Source organism: Mycobacterium sp. PSTR-4-N (assembly GCF_022348085.1).
Taxonomy (GTDB): Bacteria; Actinomycetota; Actinomycetes; order Mycobacteriales; family Mycobacteriaceae; genus Mycobacterium.
This window is the reverse complement of the sequence record NZ_JAKRFN010000016.1, coordinates 14,605-32,594: the sequence shown is the minus strand read 5'-3', so window position 1 is coordinate 32,594 and position 17,990 is coordinate 14,605. Positions and strand designations below refer to the sequence as shown.

The window sequence follows — 17,990 nt, the reverse complement described above, 5'->3', positions numbered from 1 at the left end:
GACCATGATGGTGATCAGCTCCTCCAAACGGCGACGACGGCGACGACGAGGTCCTGAACCAGCGCCAGCGGCAGCAGCACCAGCCATCCCACTTCCATGAACTTGTCCGGCCGCAGCACCGGGAGCCGGCGGCGTAGCCAGACCAGCACCGTCAGCACCGCGACCGCCTTGACCGGCACCCACAGCCAGCCCGGCAGCACCGGCCCGGCGCCGCCGCCGAGGAACAGCGGTACCGCGACCGCGGCGCCGGCGGCCAGCAACGCGTACCGGCCGAGCTCGAACAGCAGCCGGTCCACGCCGGACAGTTCGGCCGCGGCGCCGCCGGCGATGTCCAGCCCCACCGCCGCCGAGGCGGGTCCCCATACTGCGAACCCGGCGACGCCGAGGCAGTACACGACGAAGGCGACCGGCATCCACACCACGAACCAGAGATCCTGCTGAGCTGCCGCGACGGTGCCCAGGTGCAGGCTCTGCGCGGCGATCGCGGGCGCCACCAGGGCGAACATCAGCGGCAGTTCGTATCCGAGCGCCTGCGCGAGGAATCGGTACCCTCCGACCAGCGAGTGCGCGGAATTGGGTCCCCAGCCGGCGAGCCACACCAGCGCCCACACCGTCACGTCCATCGCGTTGAACCAGACGATCCCGACGTCGAGATCGAAGAGCACCCACTGCCCGAGGGGCACGACGGTGATCATCGACAGCGCGGCGACGAGCAGACCCGCGCCGCCGAGGCGCCACAGGGGCCGGTCGGCCTCCACCGTGACGCGCCGCCGCTGCCGCATCAGCCGCGCCGTCTCCAGCATCGGGGCGGCGACCCGCGCCCCGTCGAGGGCCGCCGCGTAGTACGCGAGACCCCCGAGCGCCAGGGCGGCCACCGGCGCCCACGCCCCGGACACCACCGTCGACGGTGCGCTCATGCCGTCTCCGCCCGGTCGGGTGAGGCTGCGTCGACACCCAGGCCGGCGATCACGAGGCGTACCGCAGCGACGTCGAGCCCCGTCACGATGCCGGGCAGGGCGTCGGCCGCCACCGTCGAGTCGACGACGAGCGGATCGGCGTCGGACGCGTTCGTCGTCATCTCCGCCGTGACCCGCAGGCGGGTGAGCAGCCGGTCCCAGGAGTCACCAGCCAGGAGCGAGGGCAGGCGAGCGCCGGCGACGTGGTCGGCGCTCAACGGGGCGAGGCCGCGCAGGGACCACCGCAGCAGCCTCGACCGACGCACGTCGCGCTGCAGCCGATCGAGCAGGCCGGCGGCACGGCGGTCGTGCGGGTCGTCGAGCAACAGGTCACGGCAGCGGCGCGCCGTCACCGCCCCGCGGCGCCACCCGGCCAGCGCGAACAGGTCGAGCAGGTGATCGCACAGCCGAGCGGCGCCGAGAGTGTCTGCCCGGCAATGGTTTTCGCCGTCGAGCACGTCGACGTCGACGTCGGTCACCACATCGCCGCTCAGGACGCAGCGCAGCACCACACCCGCGGGCCAGTGCGGCAGCACCGGCCCCAGCGGCAGATGCAGCACATCCATCTCGAGGCCGTCGCGGTCGTCGGCGCCCTCGGCCAGGGGGATGCCCGACGGCGCCATGTCGCCGTCACCGGTGTCGGTGTCGGTGTCGGGTCGTGACGGCCGGTTCCGCGCGTCGGCGACCTGAGCGGCGTCATCGAGCAACCCCGCCGCGGCGCGATCCAGCGCGTCGTCGACCGAACCCGCGTCGGCGATGTCGATGCGCACCCGCGGGCCAGGAAGCTGGTCCCACACCCGGTCGAGCACCGCCGCGAACTCCGGCCCGGGGCTTCCGCACACCGCGAGCACGTCGGCGTCGGCCGCAGACGTCGCCGTCGTCCACCCCCGACCGCGCACGCGGCGCTGCACCGCGACACGGGTGGACCAGTGGCCCGGGATCTCCACCGCCAACACATGGGTCCGGCGGATCGCGAGCCGCGCCAGCGGCGCGCTCAGGACCATCGCAGCGCACCCTCACGCCACGCCCAGACGACCGCCACGAACAGAGCGCCCAGGAACGCGAACATCTCGACGATCGCGCCGACCCCCTTCTCGACCACCACCACCGCCCACGGGTACATGAACAACATCTCGACGTCGAAAGCGAGGAACACCAGCGTCGCGGCGTACCAACGCACGTGATACCGCGACAGCGCATGCTCCTCGGGACGCCAGCCCGACTGGAACGGCAGCGACACCAGCGGATCGGCGGCCACCGCGGTCACCCGGTGCAGCAGATAGGCGCCCGCCGCCCCGATCAGGCACACGACGAGCATCGAGGCGATGCCGGTGTACACGTGCTCGGCTCCTCTCGGGCGTTCCGCGGCGTGTCCATAACTTCCCCCGGCGCCGCCGGTTAAACGGTCAGCGGGGCGCCCGCCACATCTGCCACATCGTCGGTCCGCCGCCCGGCACGACGAGTTCGCCCGTCACCTCGAAGCCGAACCGCAGGTAGTACGGCACGTTCGACTCCTTGGTGGACTCCAGGTACGCCGGCGCGCCCTCGGCGTCGCAGCGGTCCAGCCGCGAGCGCATCAGAGCGTTGCCGAATCCGGCGCCGCGCACGTCGGGGTCGCTGCCGATGACCGCGAGATACCAGTGGGGCTCCTCGGGATGGTGGTGTTTCATCAGCTCCGAGACCTCCATGCCGCGCTTGGCCTCGCCGCGCATCGCCAGCAGGAATGTCGGCATCATCGCCAGATCCTCGCGGGTGGTGGTCTTCCACCGCCCCGGCGGATCCCAGAGGGCCGCAGCGCCGAGATCGCCCCTACGGTGGGCCAGCTCGACAGCGTCGCCGGCGAGAAAGTGATGCCGGGTCATCGCCGCGAAGATGCGGGGCAGCGCGGTGGCGCGACGCGCATCGTCGGGCACCATCCACTGCATCACCGGGTCGTCGAAGAACGCCCGCCCGAGCACCCGCGACAGAGCCTTGACATCCGACCGGCGAGCAGCTGAGACGTCGATGCTCATCGGAAAAACCCTACGCGGCCGTGCCGATCTGCAGAAGCGGTATCACCCCGCCACCCACGTGGCGGATCTCCTCGATCTGCGGGTAGCCGGACAGGATGAACTCCGAGGCGCCCACGTCGGCGTACCGACCGAGCACGCCGGCCACGTCGGCGTAGCTGCCGACCGCGGCGGTGCCAGCGCCGTCGCGCACCAGGCTCGGACCCGCCCACAAACCCGGCGCGATCTCGAGGCTGCGGGCGTCGCGCAGCACCCCGTCCGTCAGCGCCGCCATCCGCCGCTGCCCCTCGGACACGCTCGCGGAGTAGCGGGCGTGAGCCCGCCTGACCTGCTCCGGGGTCAGGTCGGCAAGAAGTTCCTCGGCCCGCTCCCACGCCTGCGCGGTGGTGGGTCGGGCCACGGTGTGCAGCCGCACGCCGAAGCGCAGGGCGCGGCCGTGCTCGGCGGCCGCCGCGCGCACCCGCTCGAACTTCTCGGCGACCTGGTCGGGTGTCTCGCCCCAGGTGAGATAGACGTCGGCGTGTTCGGCGGCCACCGCGATGGCCTCGGGCGACGAGCCGCCGAAATAGACCGTCGGGCGCGTGGTGAGCGGGTAGGCGGTCTTTGCCCGCTCGACGGTGTAGAACTCGCCATCGAAGGAGAATTCGTCGTGGGACAGGATGCCGCGCACGATCGTCAGGAACTCGCTGGTGCGCCGGTACCGGGCCGTCTTGTCGAGATCGTCACCGAACCGGCGCATCTCGGCATCGTCGCCTCCGGTGACGACGTTGAGCGCCAACCGGTTTCCGGTGAACCGCTGATACGTGCTGACCTGCTGGGCCGCCAGTGTCGGGGAGAGCACCCCGGGCCGGAAAGCGACGAGGAACTTCAGCGCCCGGGTGTGCTGGGCCAGCGCCGCGGTGGCCAACCAGGAGTCTTCGCAGTACGACCCGGTCGGGGTCAGCGCCGCCTCGAAGCCGAGATCCTCTGCGGTGCGGGCCAGAACGGTCAAATTCTCCAGCGACGGCTCCAGGAACGAGGGCACCCGCGAACCAGTGGCGGCCTGATTGTCCGCGATCGTGGCGGTGTCGCCGTGGGTGGGTAGGTACCAGTGCAGCGTCGGACGGACAGCCATCTTGCGAGCCTCACTGGCACCCGCCCGACGGTCAAGAGTTTCGCCCACGGTGATCGCAAGATCCCAATCATGCTGCGCTAGTTACGATCACAGCGATCTCTATGCTGTCGACAGCCTGACGGTATGCGTAGGTTCTCCCGACGTGATCGAAATCGAGAAACTGACGAAGCGGTTCGGTGAGCGCGCCGTGCTCGACGACGTCAGCCTGTCGGTAGCCGATGGCGAGATCCTGGCGGTGGTCGGGCCCAGCGGCGCCGGCAAGAGCACCTTGAGTCGCTGCATCAGCTTCCTCGAACGGCCCACCAGCGGCACCGTCCGCGTGGACGGGAAGGACTTCACCACCCTGTCCCCCGACCAGTTGGTGGCGGCGCGCCGCAAGATCGGGGTCATCTTCCAGTCCGCACCGCTGCTGCGGCGCCGCACCGTTGCCCAGAACGTGGCGCTGCCCCTCGAATACCTCGGTGCAACAAACGAATCCGTCGATCGACGCGTCGGTGAACTGCTCGACCGGGTCGGCCTGTCCGACCGCGGCGCTTCCTACCCCGCACAGCTCTCCGGCGGTCAGAAGCAGCGGGTCGGCATCGCCCGCGCCCTCGCACTCGGACCGTCGCTGGTGCTCTCCGACGAGGCCACCTCGGGACTCGATCCGGCCACGACCACGTCGATACTCGATCTGCTCAGCCACCTTCGTGACGACTACGGCCTGTCGATCATCCTGATCACCCACGAGATGGAGGTGGTCCGCGACATCGCGGACTCGGTGGCCAGGATCGCCGACGGACGCATCATCGAGTGCGGATCCGTCGAGGACATCATCTTGGATCCTGAGTCGTCACTGGCGCACGAACTCCTTCCTGACCGGCCGAGAGTGCCGCTGCGCGACGACGGTGAGGTGTGGGAGGTGTCCTACGCCTCGCGTGACGTACCGCTGGACTGGCTGACCTCGATACAGCACGCCCCCGGCCTGTCGGGCACCCGGGTCAGCGTCCTCAGCGCCAGCGTGGAGGCGATCCGCGGAATCGCCGTCGGCCGCGCCGTTCTGGCACTCTCACCCTCTGCGCCAACGGGTTTCGCCCGGTATCTCACCGACCTCGGACTGCACGTCAGCGCACGCCGGTCCGCGGAGATCGCGGCGTGACACTGCTGGCCCAAGAAGACTTCAGCACGCCCTGGCACAAGGTACCCGGGCTGCTGTTGCCCGCTTACGGGGAGACGTGGCTGATGGTCGGCATCACGATGGCACTCGTCGTGCTGATCGGCATCCCGGTCGGAGTGATCCTGCACAACACCTCGGGGCTGGGTTTGTACCCGGACCCCCGGGTTTTCGTCGTGCTCAACACGATCGTCAACATCGGCCGCTCACTGCCCTTCCTGATCCTGATGGCGGCGATCATCCCGGTGACACGGTTCCTCGTCGGCACCACCATCGGCATCCCGGCGGCCGTCGTGCCGATGACCGTGGCCGGGGTTCCGTTCTTCGCGCGACTGGTACAGAACGCGCTGAGGGAAGTCCGCTCCGACGTCACCGACATGGGGCAGGTCTCCGGCGGGTCCACACTTCAGGTGATCCGCACCGTGCAGCTCTCCGAGGCACTTCCGGCCATCGCCGGAGCACTCACCGTCAACACGATCGCGATGATCGACTACTCCGCGATCGCCGGTTCGATCGGTGCCGGCGGAATCGGCAACCTCGCGATCACCTACGGCTACAACCGATTCGACGACAACATCATGATCGCGACCGCCATCTCGTTGATCATCACCATCGCCGTCGTCCAATTCGTCGGCGACCGTGTGGTCAAAGCCCTCACCCGGTGAAAGGACACCCATGACCGACCAGATCAGTTCGCCTTCGAGCGCGGGGCTCGACATCGACATCAAGAAGAAGAAGCGCTGGCCGTGGATCGCGGCCGCCGCTGTCGTCGTGCTCGCCGTCGCCGGGGGAATCTCCTATGCGCAGTTCTCCACCAAGGACAAGCCGTTCGGCACGACGTTGCCGGTGGCGACGTGGAGCACCGACATCGCCGCCGAGAACCTGCTGAGCTACATCGCGTCCGACATCGCGCCCGACCACGGGATCACCATCGAGCCCATCAAGATCGACAACCTCATCGAGATCAATCGCGCCGTCGACGCCGGAACCGTCGCAGGCAACTTCTTCGAGCATCAACCTTTTCTCAACGATGCCATCGCCGCCAACGGTTTTCAGCTGACCCTGGCCGCGCCGACGTTCACCTGGGACCAGGCCACCTACTCGGACAAATACCGCAACTGGGACCAGGTGCCCCAGGGCGCCAAGATCGCGCTGCGCGACGATCCCGCCGGACAGGCCATCGCATTGCTGGACCTCGCGCACGACAAACAGATCACGCTCAAGCCCGGTAAGGACACGCTCGCCGGTCTGCCCCAGCTCGGCGACATCGCCTCCAACCCGAAGAACTACCAGTTCGTGCAGGTTCCCATCGGCCAGCTGGCGCGTAGCCTCGCCGACGTCGACGCCATCGTGGTCCACATCTCCGACGTCTACGCCGCCGGCCTGACGGAACAGCAGATCCTCGCCCGCGAACCCGCGCCGAAAGGCAGCGAGGGCGGCCTGGTGGTGAGCGACAAGCACATCGACGACCCCAACGTGGTCAAGCTGATCGACACCTTCAAGGACCCCCGCATCGCACAGTTCCTGCAGACCACCGACAACACGCTGATCCGCGACACGTTGGGCCCGATCTCGTGACCGGCGCCAAGCGGCCCCTGTTCTACTCGGCGTTCGTGATGAACACCGCCTCCCATGTGCTGCACGGGCTGTGGCGGGCGCCCGAGGCTCGCAACCACGAGTTCAACAAGCTACGGCACTGGACGTCGCTGGCCTCGAGCGTCGAGAAGGCCGGCTACGATCTGCTGTTCTTCGCCGACGTGTTCGGGCTGCGCGCACCGTGGAACGGCAACTGGCGCAAGGCTGTCGAGGGCGGTATCCAGGTTCCGGTCAACGACCCGTCGTCGCTGGCGTCGGCGCTGGCGGTGGTCACCGAGAACCTGGGCATCGTGTTCACCAGTTCGATCGTGCAGGACCACCCGTTCAACTTCGCTCGCAAGATGTCATCGCTGGACCACTACACCGACGGGCGGCTCGGCTGGAACGTCGTGACGAGCTTCAATGCCAACATGTTCCGCAGTTTCGGCTACGACGGCACCCTGGGTCACGACGATCGCTACGACTGGGCCTACGAATACGTCGACGTCGCCTACAAGCTGTGGGAGGGGTCGTGGGACGAGGACGCGCTCGTCCAGGACAAGGAGCGCGGGGTGCACTCCGATCCGGCCGGCATCCACCGTATCCATCACGTCGGCAAGCGATACTCGGTCGAGGGGCCCCATTTCTCGTCGCCGTCGCCGCAGCGCACGCCGGTGCTGTTCCAGGCCGGCGCGTCGCCTGCAGGCCAGCTGTTTTCGGCCCGTAACGCCGAGGGTGTCTACATCAGCAGCCCGGACCCGGCGGCCGCCCATGCGCTGACCAACGAAACTCGGGCGCTGGCAGCCGACCACGGCCGGGATCCGGGCGACATCGCGTTCGCGCAGGGCCTGTCGTTCGTCGTCGGTGACACTCACCGCGACGCGGTGAGGCGCCACGACGAGATCAAACGCCATCTCGACCTGGAAGGCGTTGCGCTGCATGCCCTCGGCGACGCGGGTGTGGACGCAGGCCATCTCCCACTCGACACGCCCATCAGCCAGCTCGGCGAGTTCACCGGAGTGCAGGGTTTCGCTCGATGGGCCGCTGAAGCGTCGGGCAATGTGGAGCCGACGATCCGTGACCTGGCTTGGGTGCTCGAAGGGGCCAATCGGGTCGTCGGCACCGCCGACGAGATCGCCGATCAGCTCGAACAATGGCGGGAAGCAGGGGTCGACGGCATCAACGTGTACCACGCGACGGTGCCGGGCTCGTTCCAGGAGACAGCGGACCGCCTGTTCCCGACCCTGCGGGAGCGCGGACTGATCGCCACCGACAAGTCGGGGACGCTGCGGCACAAGTTGTTCGGCCGCGGTGACCGGCTTCCCGACAGCCACCCTGCTGCTGCCTACCGGGGTGCCTTCGCCGACAACTCGCTGCTGGACCCCGTCATCCCTGGGTGATGTAGTCCTGCAACCGCTGTTGCTCGCGCTCGAGCTCCTCCATGCGGGTCTTCACCACGTCCCCGATGCTGACGATGCCGCGCAGCCGGCCATCGACGACGACGGGCACGTGTCGCACCCGGTTGGTGGTCATCAACGCGCTCAGGCTGTCCACCGAATCATCGGGTCCGCACGTCGCGACCACGGTCGTCATGATGTCGGCGACGGGGCGGCGCAGCAGCTCGGCACCGATCTCGTGCAAACCGCGCACCACGTCGCGCTCCGAGACGATGCCCTGCAACCCCTCCTCGGACACCACCACCATTGCGCCGATGTTGTGCACCGCCAACTCCGTGAGCAGCCCCGCCACCGACGTGTCGGGAGTGATGGTCGCGACCGCGGCGCCTTTGACGCGCAGAACGTCGGAGATACGCATCGCCACCTCCTTGTGATGTAGCTCACTCAGGGTACTCCCAGCGAGCGCCGGAACAGAATGCCGCGCCGGATCGGTTGCCCCTTCGAAGACGACGACCATCGGGAGGACCGCATGACACACTCGATCACCCTGGGCGACCATCTGACCGTCAGCGCTCTGGGGTTCGGCGGGATGGCGCTGACGCCGGTGTACGGCGGCGCGGTCGACGACGCCGAGTCGCTGGCCACGCTGCATCACGCGGTCGACGTCGGGGTCACGTTCATCGACACCGCCAACGTCTACGGGTCAGGCGACAACGAGCGTCTCATCGCGCGTCTGCTCGCGGACCGCCGTGACGACGTCACGTTGGCCACCAAGTTCGGCATCGTCGCCAACCCGGCGGGCACCCGGGGCCGCGTCACCGTGCGCGGCGACGCGTCCTACGTGCGGCAGTGCATCGACGAGAGCCTGCAGCGCCTGCAGACCGACGTCGTGGACCTGTACTACCTGCACCGGCGCGACCCCGCGGTGCCGATCGCGGAGACGGTGGGCGCCATGGCCGAGTTGGTGCGCGCAGGCAAGGTCCGCCACCTCGGGCTCTCCGAGGTCTCGGCAGACGAGCTCCGGGCCGCCCACGCCGTGCATCCGATCGCCGCCCTGCAGAGCGAATGGTCGATCTGGACTCGCGACATCGAGGCCCAGATCGCACCCGTGGCCGCCGAACTGGGCGTCGGCATCGTGCCGTTCTCCCCGCTGGGCCGAGGGTTCCTGACCGGCACGGTGCGTTCCGCCGCCGACATCTCCGCTACCGACTTCCGCCGCACGATGCCGCGGTTCGCCGACGGTGCGCTGGAGGCGAATCAGCGCGTGGTGGACGCCATCGGAGAGGTCGCCGGCGACGTCGGCGCCACCGCAGCCCAGGTGGCGCTCGCGTGGCTCCGCCACCGGGCGGAGGAACTCGGCGTGGCCGGCGTGCCGATCCCCGGGACCCGGCGGGCGGCCCGCATCGACGAGAACCTGGGGTCCCTGACGGTGGCGCTGACGGCCGAACAGGTCAGCGCACTCGGGCGCGCAGGCGACGCCGTGACCGGCGGTCGTTACGCCGACACTGCGGCGGTGCGGTCGAGCAGCGACGAGAACACGACCGAGCTGTGATTGCGCCGCGCCGACGCTGTCCTGGCGGTATACCTGCTCCATGATCGAAGTGACCCTGCTCGGCACCGGCAGCCCCATCCCCGACCCTCGCCGCGCGGGGCCGTCGACACTCGTCCGCGCGGGCGGGCAGACGTTCCTCGTCGATTGCGGCCGCGGTGTTCTGCAGCGCGCCGCGGCGATCGGGGTCAACGCGAACAACCTGACCGCGCTGCTGCTGACCCACCTGCACAGCGACCACATCACCGATCTGGGCGACGTCCTGATCAGCCGTTGGGTGGGCAACTTCGCGCCCGACCTGACGCCGCTTCCGATCATCGGCCCGCCCGGGACCGCCGAGGTCGTTCAGAAGACGCTGGAAGCGCTGCAGTTCGACATCGGCTACCGCATCGCCCACCACGCCGACCTGACCGCGCCGCCTCCGGTGGAGGTCGAGGAGGTGACCGGTGGGGTGGTGTGGGGCCGTGACGGCGTGCGAATCGTCGTCGGCCCCACGGACCACCGCCCGGTCGCGCCGACCATCGGGTTCCGCATCGAGCACAACGGCGCCTCGGTGGTCTTGGCCGGGGACACCGTGCCGTGCACCGGTCTAGACGAATTGGCCGCTGGGGCAGGCGCATTGGTGCACACCGTGATCCGAAAGGACCTGATCGACGCGATGCCGGTGCAACGCATCCGCGACATCTGCGACTACCACTCCTCGGTGCAGCAGGCCGCCGAGACCGCGGCGCGCGCCGGCGTCGGCATCCTGATCCTGACGCACTACGTGCCCGCGCTGGTGCCCGGCCAGGAGGACGACTGGCGGGCGCTGGCGGCGACGGCGTTCGACCGTCAGATCGAGATCGGCGACGATCTGCACCGGGTGGAGGTGCACCCGGGGGTGTGCGTCAAGCCAGCCGGGTGATCTCCACGATGACGTCCAGATCCGTCGATCCCTCGCCCGAGTAGATGCCCTTGAGGGGGGTGACGTCTGCATAGTCACGGCCCACACCGACGCTGATGTACTGCTCGGTGATCTCGGTGTCGTTGGTGGGGTCGTAGTGCCACCATTCCCCGGTCCACGCCTGAATCCACGCGTGGCTCTGCCCGTCGATCGTCTCGCCGATCTGCGCCTCGCGCTGCGGATGCAGGTAACCGGACACATAGCGGGACGGAATACCCATGCCGCGCAACAACATCAGGGTCAGATGCGCGAAGTCTTGGCAGACTCCCTTGCCTTCGCGCAACGCATCGACACCGGAGGTGTGCACGCCGGTGGTCCCCGGCACGTACTGCAGTTCGCCCTGCACCCAGCGCGCCGCCTCGATCACCGCTTCGGCGGGGTCGTGGTACTTGGCGATGCGCCGGCCGACGCGTTCGATGCGCTTGCTGGCCGGCACGTAGTGGGTGGGTGCCAGCACCTCGTCGTAGCGGTCGATGACGGCCTCGCCGGCGAGGTCGGTCCAGGACACCTTCTCCGCCGGCGCCTCGGGCCGATCCGTCTCCACCACCGACGACGCGGTCACCTCGAGCTCGGTGTGCGGTGCGTGCAGGTCGAACGCGGTGACCGCGGTGCCCCAGTAGTCGACATAGCGGTAGGACCGGGTCGCCGGAACGGTCTCCACCCGATTGAGGATGACGTTCTGCCGCGAGTCCGAGCGCGGCGTGAGCCGCGCCTCGTTGAACGACGCGGTGACCGGGGACTTGTAGGCGTAGCCGGTCGAGTGGACCACGCGCATCCGCCACATTATCTGCTCCTCTTCGTGGTCTGCTCTTCGCCCGAGGGCTCATCGCTGCGCGACAGGCTCATCGGCCTCAGATCTCCCCTTCTTCGATCACCAGTGCATTGCGCCCGGCATCTGTCCACGCCACCCACGGCGCGGAGTGGAAGTACTGCAGCGCCACCGACTCTCCCACGTCGAAACACGTCTTCTGGAGCGCGGCCAAGCGTTCCTCGAGCGATTCGAGCAGCACCCCGGGCCGCAGGAATTCCAACTCGCTGCGCGCGCGGCCCAGCAGTAGCTGCGCTTCGGCGGTGGCGCCGAGACGTCCGTGCGGCCGGTTCATCAGCTCGTCGAGGCTGTGTTCGGCGAGCCTGAGCGAATAGAAGATGGACCGCGGGAACAGCCGGTCCAACAACATGAATTCGACGACGCGGCCGGCGTCGAGGGCGCCGCGGTAGGTCCGCAGATAGGTGTCATGGGCACCGGCGGAGCGCAGCAGCGTGACCCATGCGGGCGACGACGCGCTGTCACCGACCCGGGACAGCAGCAGACGAACCGTCATGTCCACCCGCTCCAGTGCGCGTCCGAGCACCATGAAGCGGTAACCGTCGTCGCGCGACAGCGTGGAGTCGGCCAACCCGGCGAACATCGCGGCGCGGCCCTCCACGTAGGACAGGAATTCGTGCGGGCCGAGCCGTTTGGCGGCGCGTTCCCGTTCGGCCAGGGCGTTGTAGGTGGTGTTCAGGCACTCCCAGATCTCGGTGGAGGTGACTTCGCGTGCGCCGCGGGCGTTTTCCCGGGCGGCCGAGATGGCCTCGACGATCGAGCAGCCGCCGTAGGTCTCCCGGCTGAAGGCCACGAGGTCGGTCAACGACCACACGTCGAGCACCTCGTCGGGCGGATCCATGCCCAGCACCCGCAGCAGGGTGCGCGACGCCTGGTCGGGGTCGACGCTGGAATCCTCCAAGAGTTGGTGCACCGTGACGTCGAGGATGCGTGCGGTGTCGTCGGCGCGCTCCACGTAGCGCCCGATCCAGTAGAGAGATTCGGCGTTTCTGGCCAGCATCGTCGCCCTCCCCTACTGCTGCTGCTGTTGTTGCTGCTGGTCGTGACTGGACTCGGCCTTGCCGTTGCGGCTGCCGTTCTTGGTGGCCGCCGCCCGGGGCAGGGAGCGCACCACCTCGGCGGCGCCCAGTTCACGGTCGGCGACCGACGTGCGCGAGGCCAGCACCCAGGTGTCCTTCGAGCCACCACCCTGGCTGGAGTTCACCACCAACGATCCTTCGGGCAGCGCCACCCGGGTCAGCCCACCGGGAAGCACGTAGACGTCGTCTCCGTCGTTGACCGCGAAGGGTCGCAGGTCGACGTGGCGGGGTGCGAGTTCGTCGTCGATCTGCGTCGGCACCGTGGAGAGCTGCATGACCGGCTGGGCGATCCAGCCTCGCGGGTCCGCGTTGATCTTGCGGGTGATCGTCGCGAGCTCCTTGGCCGACGCGTCGGGCCCGAACACGATGCCGTAGCCGCCGGAGCCCTCGACGGGTTTGATGACCAGCTCGTCGATGCGGTCGAGCACCTCTTCGCGTTCCTCGTCGAGCCAGCAGCGATAGGTGTCGACATTGGCGAGCAGCGGCTTCTCGCCGAGGTAGTACTCGATGATCGTGGGCACGTAGGTGTAGACGAGCTTGTCGTCTCCTACTCCGTTGCCCACGGCGCTGGAGATCACGACGTTGCCCGCGCGGGCGGCGTTGAGGATGCCCGCCACGCCGAGTACCGAATCGGGCTTGAACTGCATCGGATCGAGGAAATCGTCGTCGATGCGGCGATAGATCACATCGACCTGGCGCTCCCCCTCGGTGGTGCGCATGTACACGGTGTTGTCGCGGCAGAACAGGTCGCGACCCTCGACGAGCTCGACGCCCATCTGCCGGGCGAGCAGCGAATGCTCGAAGTACGCCGAGTTGTAGACCCCGGGGGTGAGCACGACGACGGTGGGATCGGCGACGTTGTTGGCCGCTGCGTTGCGCAACGCGCGCAGCAGGTGCGACGAGTAGTCACCGACGGCGCGCACCCGGTGGGTGGCGAACAGGTTCGGGAACACCCGCGCCATCGTGCGGCGGTTCTCCATCACGTAGGACACCCCGGATGGGGACCGGAGGTTGTCCTCCAGCACACGCCACGTCCCCTGCGCGTCGCGGATGAGGTCGATACCGGCGACGTGGATGCGCACCCCGTTGGGCGGGATGATGCCGACGGCCTCGCGGTGGAAGTGTTCGCACGACGTGACGAGCCGGCGCGGAATCACTCCGTCGCGCAGGATCTCCTGCTCGCCGTAGATGTCGTCGAGGTACATCTCCAGGGCCTGGACCCGCTGGCGGATTCCGCGCTCGAGGCGCGTCCACTCAGCCGCGGAGATGACCCGAGGGACGAGGTCGAGCGGGAAAGGTCGCTCCTGCCCGGACAGCGAGAACGTGATGCCCTGGTCGATGAAGGCGCGGTCCAGCGCGTCGGAGCGGGCCTCGAGGTCGGCCACGTCGGCAGGGGCCAGCTCTTTGTGGATGCCCTTGTAGGGGCCGCGCACGGTGCCATTGGCATCGAACATCTCGTCGAATGCCTGGGCGTAGGTGCCGAGTTTGTTGTATCCGCCGAAGATGCCCTCGTGCCGTCGGGTCGGCTTGGTGGTGCGTGTGGTTCGTGCGGTTTCTGTCGGCAAAGCTCTCGTGCTCCTCCCGTACGCAGACGTGCGCTGTGCATGTACTCCAGACACGCACCTTGCCATGCTGCAGCATTTCCGCCGTTTCGGCAGGCCAGTGGCCTCCGTTTTGGGTGATGTACTCGCTCGCTGCTAACCTGAACAGTCGCTGCCCCCCGCGGGCGCCCCCAGACTCATCCCAACCCGTCGAGATTGCCGAAGGATTACACGCGTGGCCAACATCAAGTCGCAGGAGAAGCGGAACCGCACCAACGAGCGCCGCAGACTGCGCAACAAGTCGGTGAAGTCGTCGCTTCACACGGCGGTCCGCGGGTTCCGGGAGGCCGTCGAGGCCGGTGACAAGGACAAGGCCGGCGCGTTGCTGCTCTCGACCAGCCGCAAGCTCGACAAGGCGGCCAGCAAGGGCGTCATCCACAAGAACCAGGCCGCCAACCGCAAGTCGGCGCTGGCCAAGGCGCTCAACAAGATCTGACGCGCCGCCTCAGTCGCTGACCAGTGAGGCGACCGAGCGCACCGCGTTCTCCAGCGCGTAGTCGGCATCTGCCGCCGCGCCTTTGACGTCGGCGTTGAGCGCTGCCACCAGACGCAGCGCTTCGGCCACGGAATCCCGCGACCATCGTCGCGCCTGTTTCTGCGCCTTCTGCACGCGCCAGGGCGGCATGCCGAGTTCTCCGGCGAGCCGATAGGGATCACCCGACAACGGCGCCACCCGTGCGATCGTGTGGACCGCCTCGGCGAGCGCATCGGCCAGCACGACGTGCGGTTCACCGGCCAACATCGCCCAGCGCAGCGCTTCGGCAGCCCCGGCGACGTCGCCGATGACGGCCTTGTCGGCGATGTCGAAACCCTTCACCTCCGCTTTCCCGGAGTGGTACCGCCGGACCGCGGCAGCGTCGACCACACCGCCGGTGTCGGCCACCAGCTGCGAGCAGGCCGACGCCAGCTCCCGCAGATCCGAGCCGATGGCATCGATCACCGCGTCGACGGTGTCATCGGAGACCTTCGTACGCAGCGCGCGAAACTCCTTGCGGACGAAGTCGACGCGGTCGGCGGCCTTGGTGATCCGCGCGCACGGGTGGACCTCGGCGCCGAGCTTCTTCAGCCGATCGGCGAGCGCCTTGGCCCGCCCGCCGCCGGAATGCACGACCACCAGCAGCATGCCCTCGGGCAGATCAGCGGCGGCGCCCTCGATGACGGCCACCGCCTCCTTGCCCGCCTCGGCTGCAGATTCGAGGACGACCACGCGTTCGTCGGCGAACAGTGACGGGCTGAGCAGCTCGGCGATCTCACTGGCGCTGACCTCCCCGGCCCGCAGGCGGTCGACCGGGACGTCGGTGGTGCCCGCCGAGGCGCGCGCCTGAGCCAGGACCGCTGCGACGGCGCGTTCGACGAGCAACTCCTCGTCACCGAGGATCAGGTGCAGGCCGGTGCTCACCGGACGATGGTGCCACGCCGGCCCGACAGCCCCCGATGCCACACCGCCGCAACCACGCAGGAGCCGGCCGCGACGACCGCCACTCCGGCCAGGCCCGACGGCACCGGCAGTGCCGCCACCGGCACCGCGGCCGCCCAGCGGGCCGTACTCGCCAGCCACCACACCTCCGGACCGGTGAACCGGATGAGCAGCTGGGCACCTGCCGGCCACAGCGGGCACAGCGCCGCCGCGGCCGTCCCGATCACCGTGATCGGCGCGATGACCGGCGCGACGGCCAGATTGGCGATCACCGCGACGAGGCTCACCGACCCCGACACCCCCGCCACGAGCGGGGCCGTGACCAGCTGCGCGGCCAACGCCACACTGACCGCATCGGCGAGCGGGCGCGGCCAGCCGCGGCGCGTCAGTCGCTGCGACCACACCGGCGCGACGAGAACCAGGCCCGCGGTGGCCGATACCGACAACGCGAAGCCGACGTCCACCGCGAGCTGCGGAGTGGCGATCATCAGCACGATGACCGCGGTTGCCAACGCGGGCAGCGCTTGCCGGCGACGATGGGTGAGCACGGCCAGCAGCGTGATGGCGCCCATGACCGCGGCCCGCAGCACGCTCGCCGACGGTTGGACGACGACGACGAAGCCGGCCAGCGTGACGGCGGCAAGCACGACGGCGATCCGGGGTCCGAGCAGCGCAGCGCTGAGCAGCATCGCCGCGCACACGATCGTGATGTTCGCGCCGGACACTGCCATCAGGTGGGTCAACCCGGCGACCCGGAAATCCTTGGCGGTCTGCGCTGACACCGCAGAGGTGTCCCCGAGCACGAGCGCCGGCAGCAGGGTCGCCTGGTCCGCCGGCAGGACGAGGCGGACCGCCTCGGCGAAGTCCGCCCGAATGCGGTGCGCCAGCCGGTACACCGGAGCTGCCTCACCGAGGCGTGGCCGCCCGGTCGCCGACAACACCGCGACGCTGAGATCGCGGCGACCCGGGCGGCCCACCCGGGCGCGGAAACCCGCCGGTCGACCCGCCTGGAGCGCCACGTAATCGGTGCCAGAGGCGAACACCAGCACCGCACCGGACGACGGAGCACCGTCGAGGCGGACGAGCGTGGCCCGGAACATCGTCCGGCCACCGTCGAGCACACGCGGCGTTTCGTCGGGTGTGACCACGACGTCTGCGACCGATCCGATGCGCGTCGTCACCGGGTGATGGTCCACGACGTCGACACGTAGGCACACCGCGACCGCGAACCCGCCACCCACCAGAGCGACCGCCGTCGCGGCGACCACCACCGAACCTCGCTCCGTCCGCCCGCCCGTGGCCTGTCTCCGGCTCGCCCACCACCCCGCCGCGGCGGTCACCGCGACCCCAGCGACGACGGCGGCACCTGCGGCGGCGTAACCCCACACGATCCCGGCGGCCGTCACCGCCCACGCGGTCAGCGCCGCGGGGATCAGCCGCACATCGGTCATCGCACGCTCGGTCACTTCACCGCTCGGTCACTTCACCGCGACGAGGGGGCGCAGCTTGTCCAACCTCGCCGGGCCGATCCCGTCGACGTCGCCCAACTGATCGACGCTGCCGAAGCGACCGTGCGCGTCCCGCCACGCCACGATCGCCGCCGCGGTGACCGGACCGACGCCGGGCAGGGCATCGAGTTGCTCGGCGGTCGCGGTGTTCAGGTCGACCGGTGTCTGCGCGGCCCCTGCCGCCGGCGGCGCACCCGCCGACGAGGTCGTGGGTGACCCCGGTGGCGCGGACGCATCCGACACCACCGAGCTGCCCATCTCGGTCGGCTGCCCGGGCACCGCGCCGATGCCCACGACGATCTGTTCGCCGTCGGCGACCTTGCGCGCCAGGTTCAGGCCGAGCACGTCTGCGCCGTCGAGCGCCCCGCCCGCCGCCTCGAGCGCGTCGGCGATCCGTGCTCCCGGCTCGAGCGTGACCAGACCGGGGCGGTGTACCAGCCCGACGACACTGACCACGGCAGGTCCCGGCGCCGCCGAGGTCAGCGGCGCGGGGGCGCCGGAGGCCGCCATCTCGACCGGCGGAAGCCTGGCCGACACCACCGCGGGTGGCTGGTCACGCATCAGACTGATGACCGTCACGAGCACCGCGATCACGCCGACGACGCCCAGAGCGACGACCCCGGCGCGGCCGGGGTCGGCGCGCACACGTGACAGCCACGCCGGGCCGCGGTCAGTGCTCTGCTCGGGCAGCCAGCGCGACAGCACGGAGTCGGCGCCGTCGTCGTCGGGCTCCGCAGGGTCCGCCGTGATGTCCGCCGCGACGTCGGAACCCAGGCGCCGCCGGAGCCGCTCGGCAGGCAGTTCGCTCGACATACCGCGACGGTAGGCACGCCCGCCGACGGGCACGGCGATGCGCCGCGTCA

Annotated in this window: 19 protein-coding genes; 7 read left to right on the top strand and 12 right to left on the bottom strand. The window is 69.4% G+C overall.

Going from position 1 to position 17,990, the window contains the following annotated elements; all coding sequences use genetic code 11:
* Positions 1–14: 14 nt before the first annotated feature.
* From MHN84_RS19790 to MHN84_RS19770, 5 genes are all read right to left on the bottom strand, one after another.
* A complete protein-coding gene (locus MHN84_RS19790) occupies positions 15–917 on the bottom strand; it encodes a complex I subunit 1 family protein (RefSeq protein WP_241206207.1) in 903 nt (300 codons plus the stop codon).
* Positions 914–1,960 carry a hypothetical protein gene (locus MHN84_RS19785; RefSeq protein ID WP_241206206.1) on the bottom strand — a complete coding sequence of 349 codons (1,047 nt, stop codon included), beginning with the start codon at positions 1,958–1,960 and terminating at the stop codon, positions 914–916. Before MHN84_RS19785 ends, MHN84_RS19790 begins: the two co-directional genes overlap by 4 nt.
* Entirely contained in the window at positions 1,951–2,295 is a 345-nt protein-coding gene (locus MHN84_RS19780) for an NADH-quinone oxidoreductase subunit A (protein WP_241206205.1), read from the bottom strand. Before MHN84_RS19780 ends, MHN84_RS19785 begins: the two co-directional genes overlap by 10 nt.
* 67 nt (positions 2,296–2,362) lie before the next feature.
* Positions 2,363–2,968, bottom strand: coding sequence for a GNAT family N-acetyltransferase (locus MHN84_RS19775; protein ID WP_241206204.1), 606 nt, complete (start codon positions 2,966–2,968; stop codon positions 2,363–2,365).
* Between the two features lie 10 nt (positions 2,969–2,978).
* Positions 2,979–4,079 (bottom strand): LLM class flavin-dependent oxidoreductase, encoded by a 1,101-nt coding sequence (locus MHN84_RS19770; RefSeq protein WP_241206203.1) that lies wholly within the window; start codon positions 4,077–4,079, stop codon positions 2,979–2,981.
* Positions 4,080–4,221: 142 nt separating this feature from the next.
* Between MHN84_RS19770 and MHN84_RS19765 the strand changes: the two genes are divergently transcribed.
* The 4 genes from MHN84_RS19765 to MHN84_RS19750 are packed head-to-tail and all read left to right on the top strand — an operon-like array spanning position 4,222 to position 8,207.
* Positions 4,222–5,217 (top strand): methionine ABC transporter ATP-binding protein, encoded by a 996-nt coding sequence (locus MHN84_RS19765; RefSeq protein WP_241206202.1) that lies wholly within the window; start codon positions 4,222–4,224, stop codon positions 5,215–5,217.
* Entirely contained in the window at positions 5,214–5,897 is a 684-nt protein-coding gene (locus MHN84_RS19760) for a methionine ABC transporter permease (protein ID WP_241206201.1), read from the top strand. The genes MHN84_RS19765 and MHN84_RS19760 overlap by 4 nt, the downstream gene beginning before the upstream one ends.
* A 10-nt stretch (positions 5,898–5,907) precedes the next feature.
* A complete protein-coding gene (locus MHN84_RS19755; RefSeq protein WP_241206200.1) occupies positions 5,908–6,810 on the top strand; it encodes a MetQ/NlpA family ABC transporter substrate-binding protein in 903 nt (300 codons plus the stop codon).
* 38 nt (positions 6,811–6,848) lie between these two features.
* Positions 6,849–8,207, top strand: coding sequence for an NtaA/DmoA family FMN-dependent monooxygenase (locus MHN84_RS19750; RefSeq protein WP_241206338.1), 1,359 nt, complete (start codon positions 6,849–6,851; stop codon positions 8,205–8,207).
* Here the strand turns inward: MHN84_RS19750 and MHN84_RS19745 are convergent.
* Positions 8,194–8,622, bottom strand: coding sequence for a CBS domain-containing protein (locus MHN84_RS19745; protein WP_241206199.1), 429 nt, complete (start codon positions 8,620–8,622; stop codon positions 8,194–8,196). The genes MHN84_RS19750 and MHN84_RS19745 overlap by 14 nt on opposite strands.
* A 111-nt stretch (positions 8,623–8,733) precedes the next feature.
* Here MHN84_RS19745 and MHN84_RS19740 point away from each other — a divergent pair, with 111 nt between their 5' ends.
* Positions 8,734–9,756 carry an aldo/keto reductase gene (locus MHN84_RS19740; RefSeq protein WP_241206198.1) on the top strand — a complete coding sequence of 341 codons (1,023 nt, stop codon included), beginning with the start codon at positions 8,734–8,736 and terminating at the stop codon, positions 9,754–9,756.
* A gap of 40 nt (positions 9,757–9,796) precedes the next feature.
* Positions 9,797–10,657 (top strand): ribonuclease Z, encoded by an 861-nt coding sequence (locus tag MHN84_RS19735; RefSeq protein WP_241206197.1) that lies wholly within the window; start codon positions 9,797–9,799, stop codon positions 10,655–10,657.
* On the opposite strand, the gene MHN84_RS19730 is transcribed toward MHN84_RS19735, so the two are convergent.
* From MHN84_RS19730 to MHN84_RS19720, 3 genes are all read right to left on the bottom strand, one after another.
* A complete protein-coding gene (locus MHN84_RS19730) occupies positions 10,641–11,480 on the bottom strand; it encodes a transglutaminase family protein (RefSeq protein WP_241206196.1) in 840 nt (279 codons plus the stop codon). The genes MHN84_RS19735 and MHN84_RS19730 overlap by 17 nt on opposite strands.
* A gap of 67 nt (positions 11,481–11,547) precedes the next feature.
* Positions 11,548–12,522, bottom strand: a complete 975-nt coding sequence (locus MHN84_RS19725) for an alpha-E domain-containing protein (RefSeq protein WP_241206195.1) — start codon at positions 12,520–12,522, stop codon at positions 11,548–11,550.
* A gap of 12 nt (positions 12,523–12,534) precedes the next feature.
* Positions 12,535–14,166: a circularly permuted type 2 ATP-grasp protein gene (locus tag MHN84_RS19720; protein ID WP_241206194.1), complete on the bottom strand. Its 1,632-nt coding sequence runs from the start codon at positions 14,164–14,166 to the stop codon at positions 12,535–12,537.
* A 211-nt stretch (positions 14,167–14,377) separates the two neighbouring features.
* Between MHN84_RS19720 and rpsT the strand changes: the two genes are divergently transcribed.
* Positions 14,378–14,638, top strand: coding sequence for a 30S ribosomal protein S20 (rpsT, locus tag MHN84_RS19715; protein WP_221362558.1), 261 nt, complete (start codon positions 14,378–14,380; stop codon positions 14,636–14,638).
* A 9-nt stretch (positions 14,639–14,647) separates the two neighbouring features.
* Here rpsT and holA read toward each other — a convergent pair whose 3' ends face one another.
* The 3 genes from holA to MHN84_RS19700 are packed head-to-tail and all read right to left on the bottom strand — an operon-like array spanning position 14,648 to position 17,940.
* On the bottom strand, positions 14,648–15,589 hold the full coding sequence (holA, locus tag MHN84_RS19710) for a DNA polymerase III subunit delta (protein WP_241206337.1): 942 nt from the start codon (positions 15,587–15,589) through the stop codon (positions 14,648–14,650).
* Between the two features lie 8 nt (positions 15,590–15,597).
* The gene (locus MHN84_RS19705) at positions 15,598–17,070 is read right to left on the bottom strand and encodes a ComEC/Rec2 family competence protein (protein WP_241206336.1); all 1,473 of its coding nucleotides are present in this window, start codon (positions 17,068–17,070) and stop codon (positions 15,598–15,600) included.
* Positions 17,071–17,097: 27 nt separating this feature from the next.
* Positions 17,098–17,940 (bottom strand): ComEA family DNA-binding protein, encoded by an 843-nt coding sequence (locus MHN84_RS19700; protein ID WP_241206193.1) that lies wholly within the window; start codon positions 17,938–17,940, stop codon positions 17,098–17,100.
* Between the last annotated feature and the right edge of the window lie 50 nt (positions 17,941–17,990).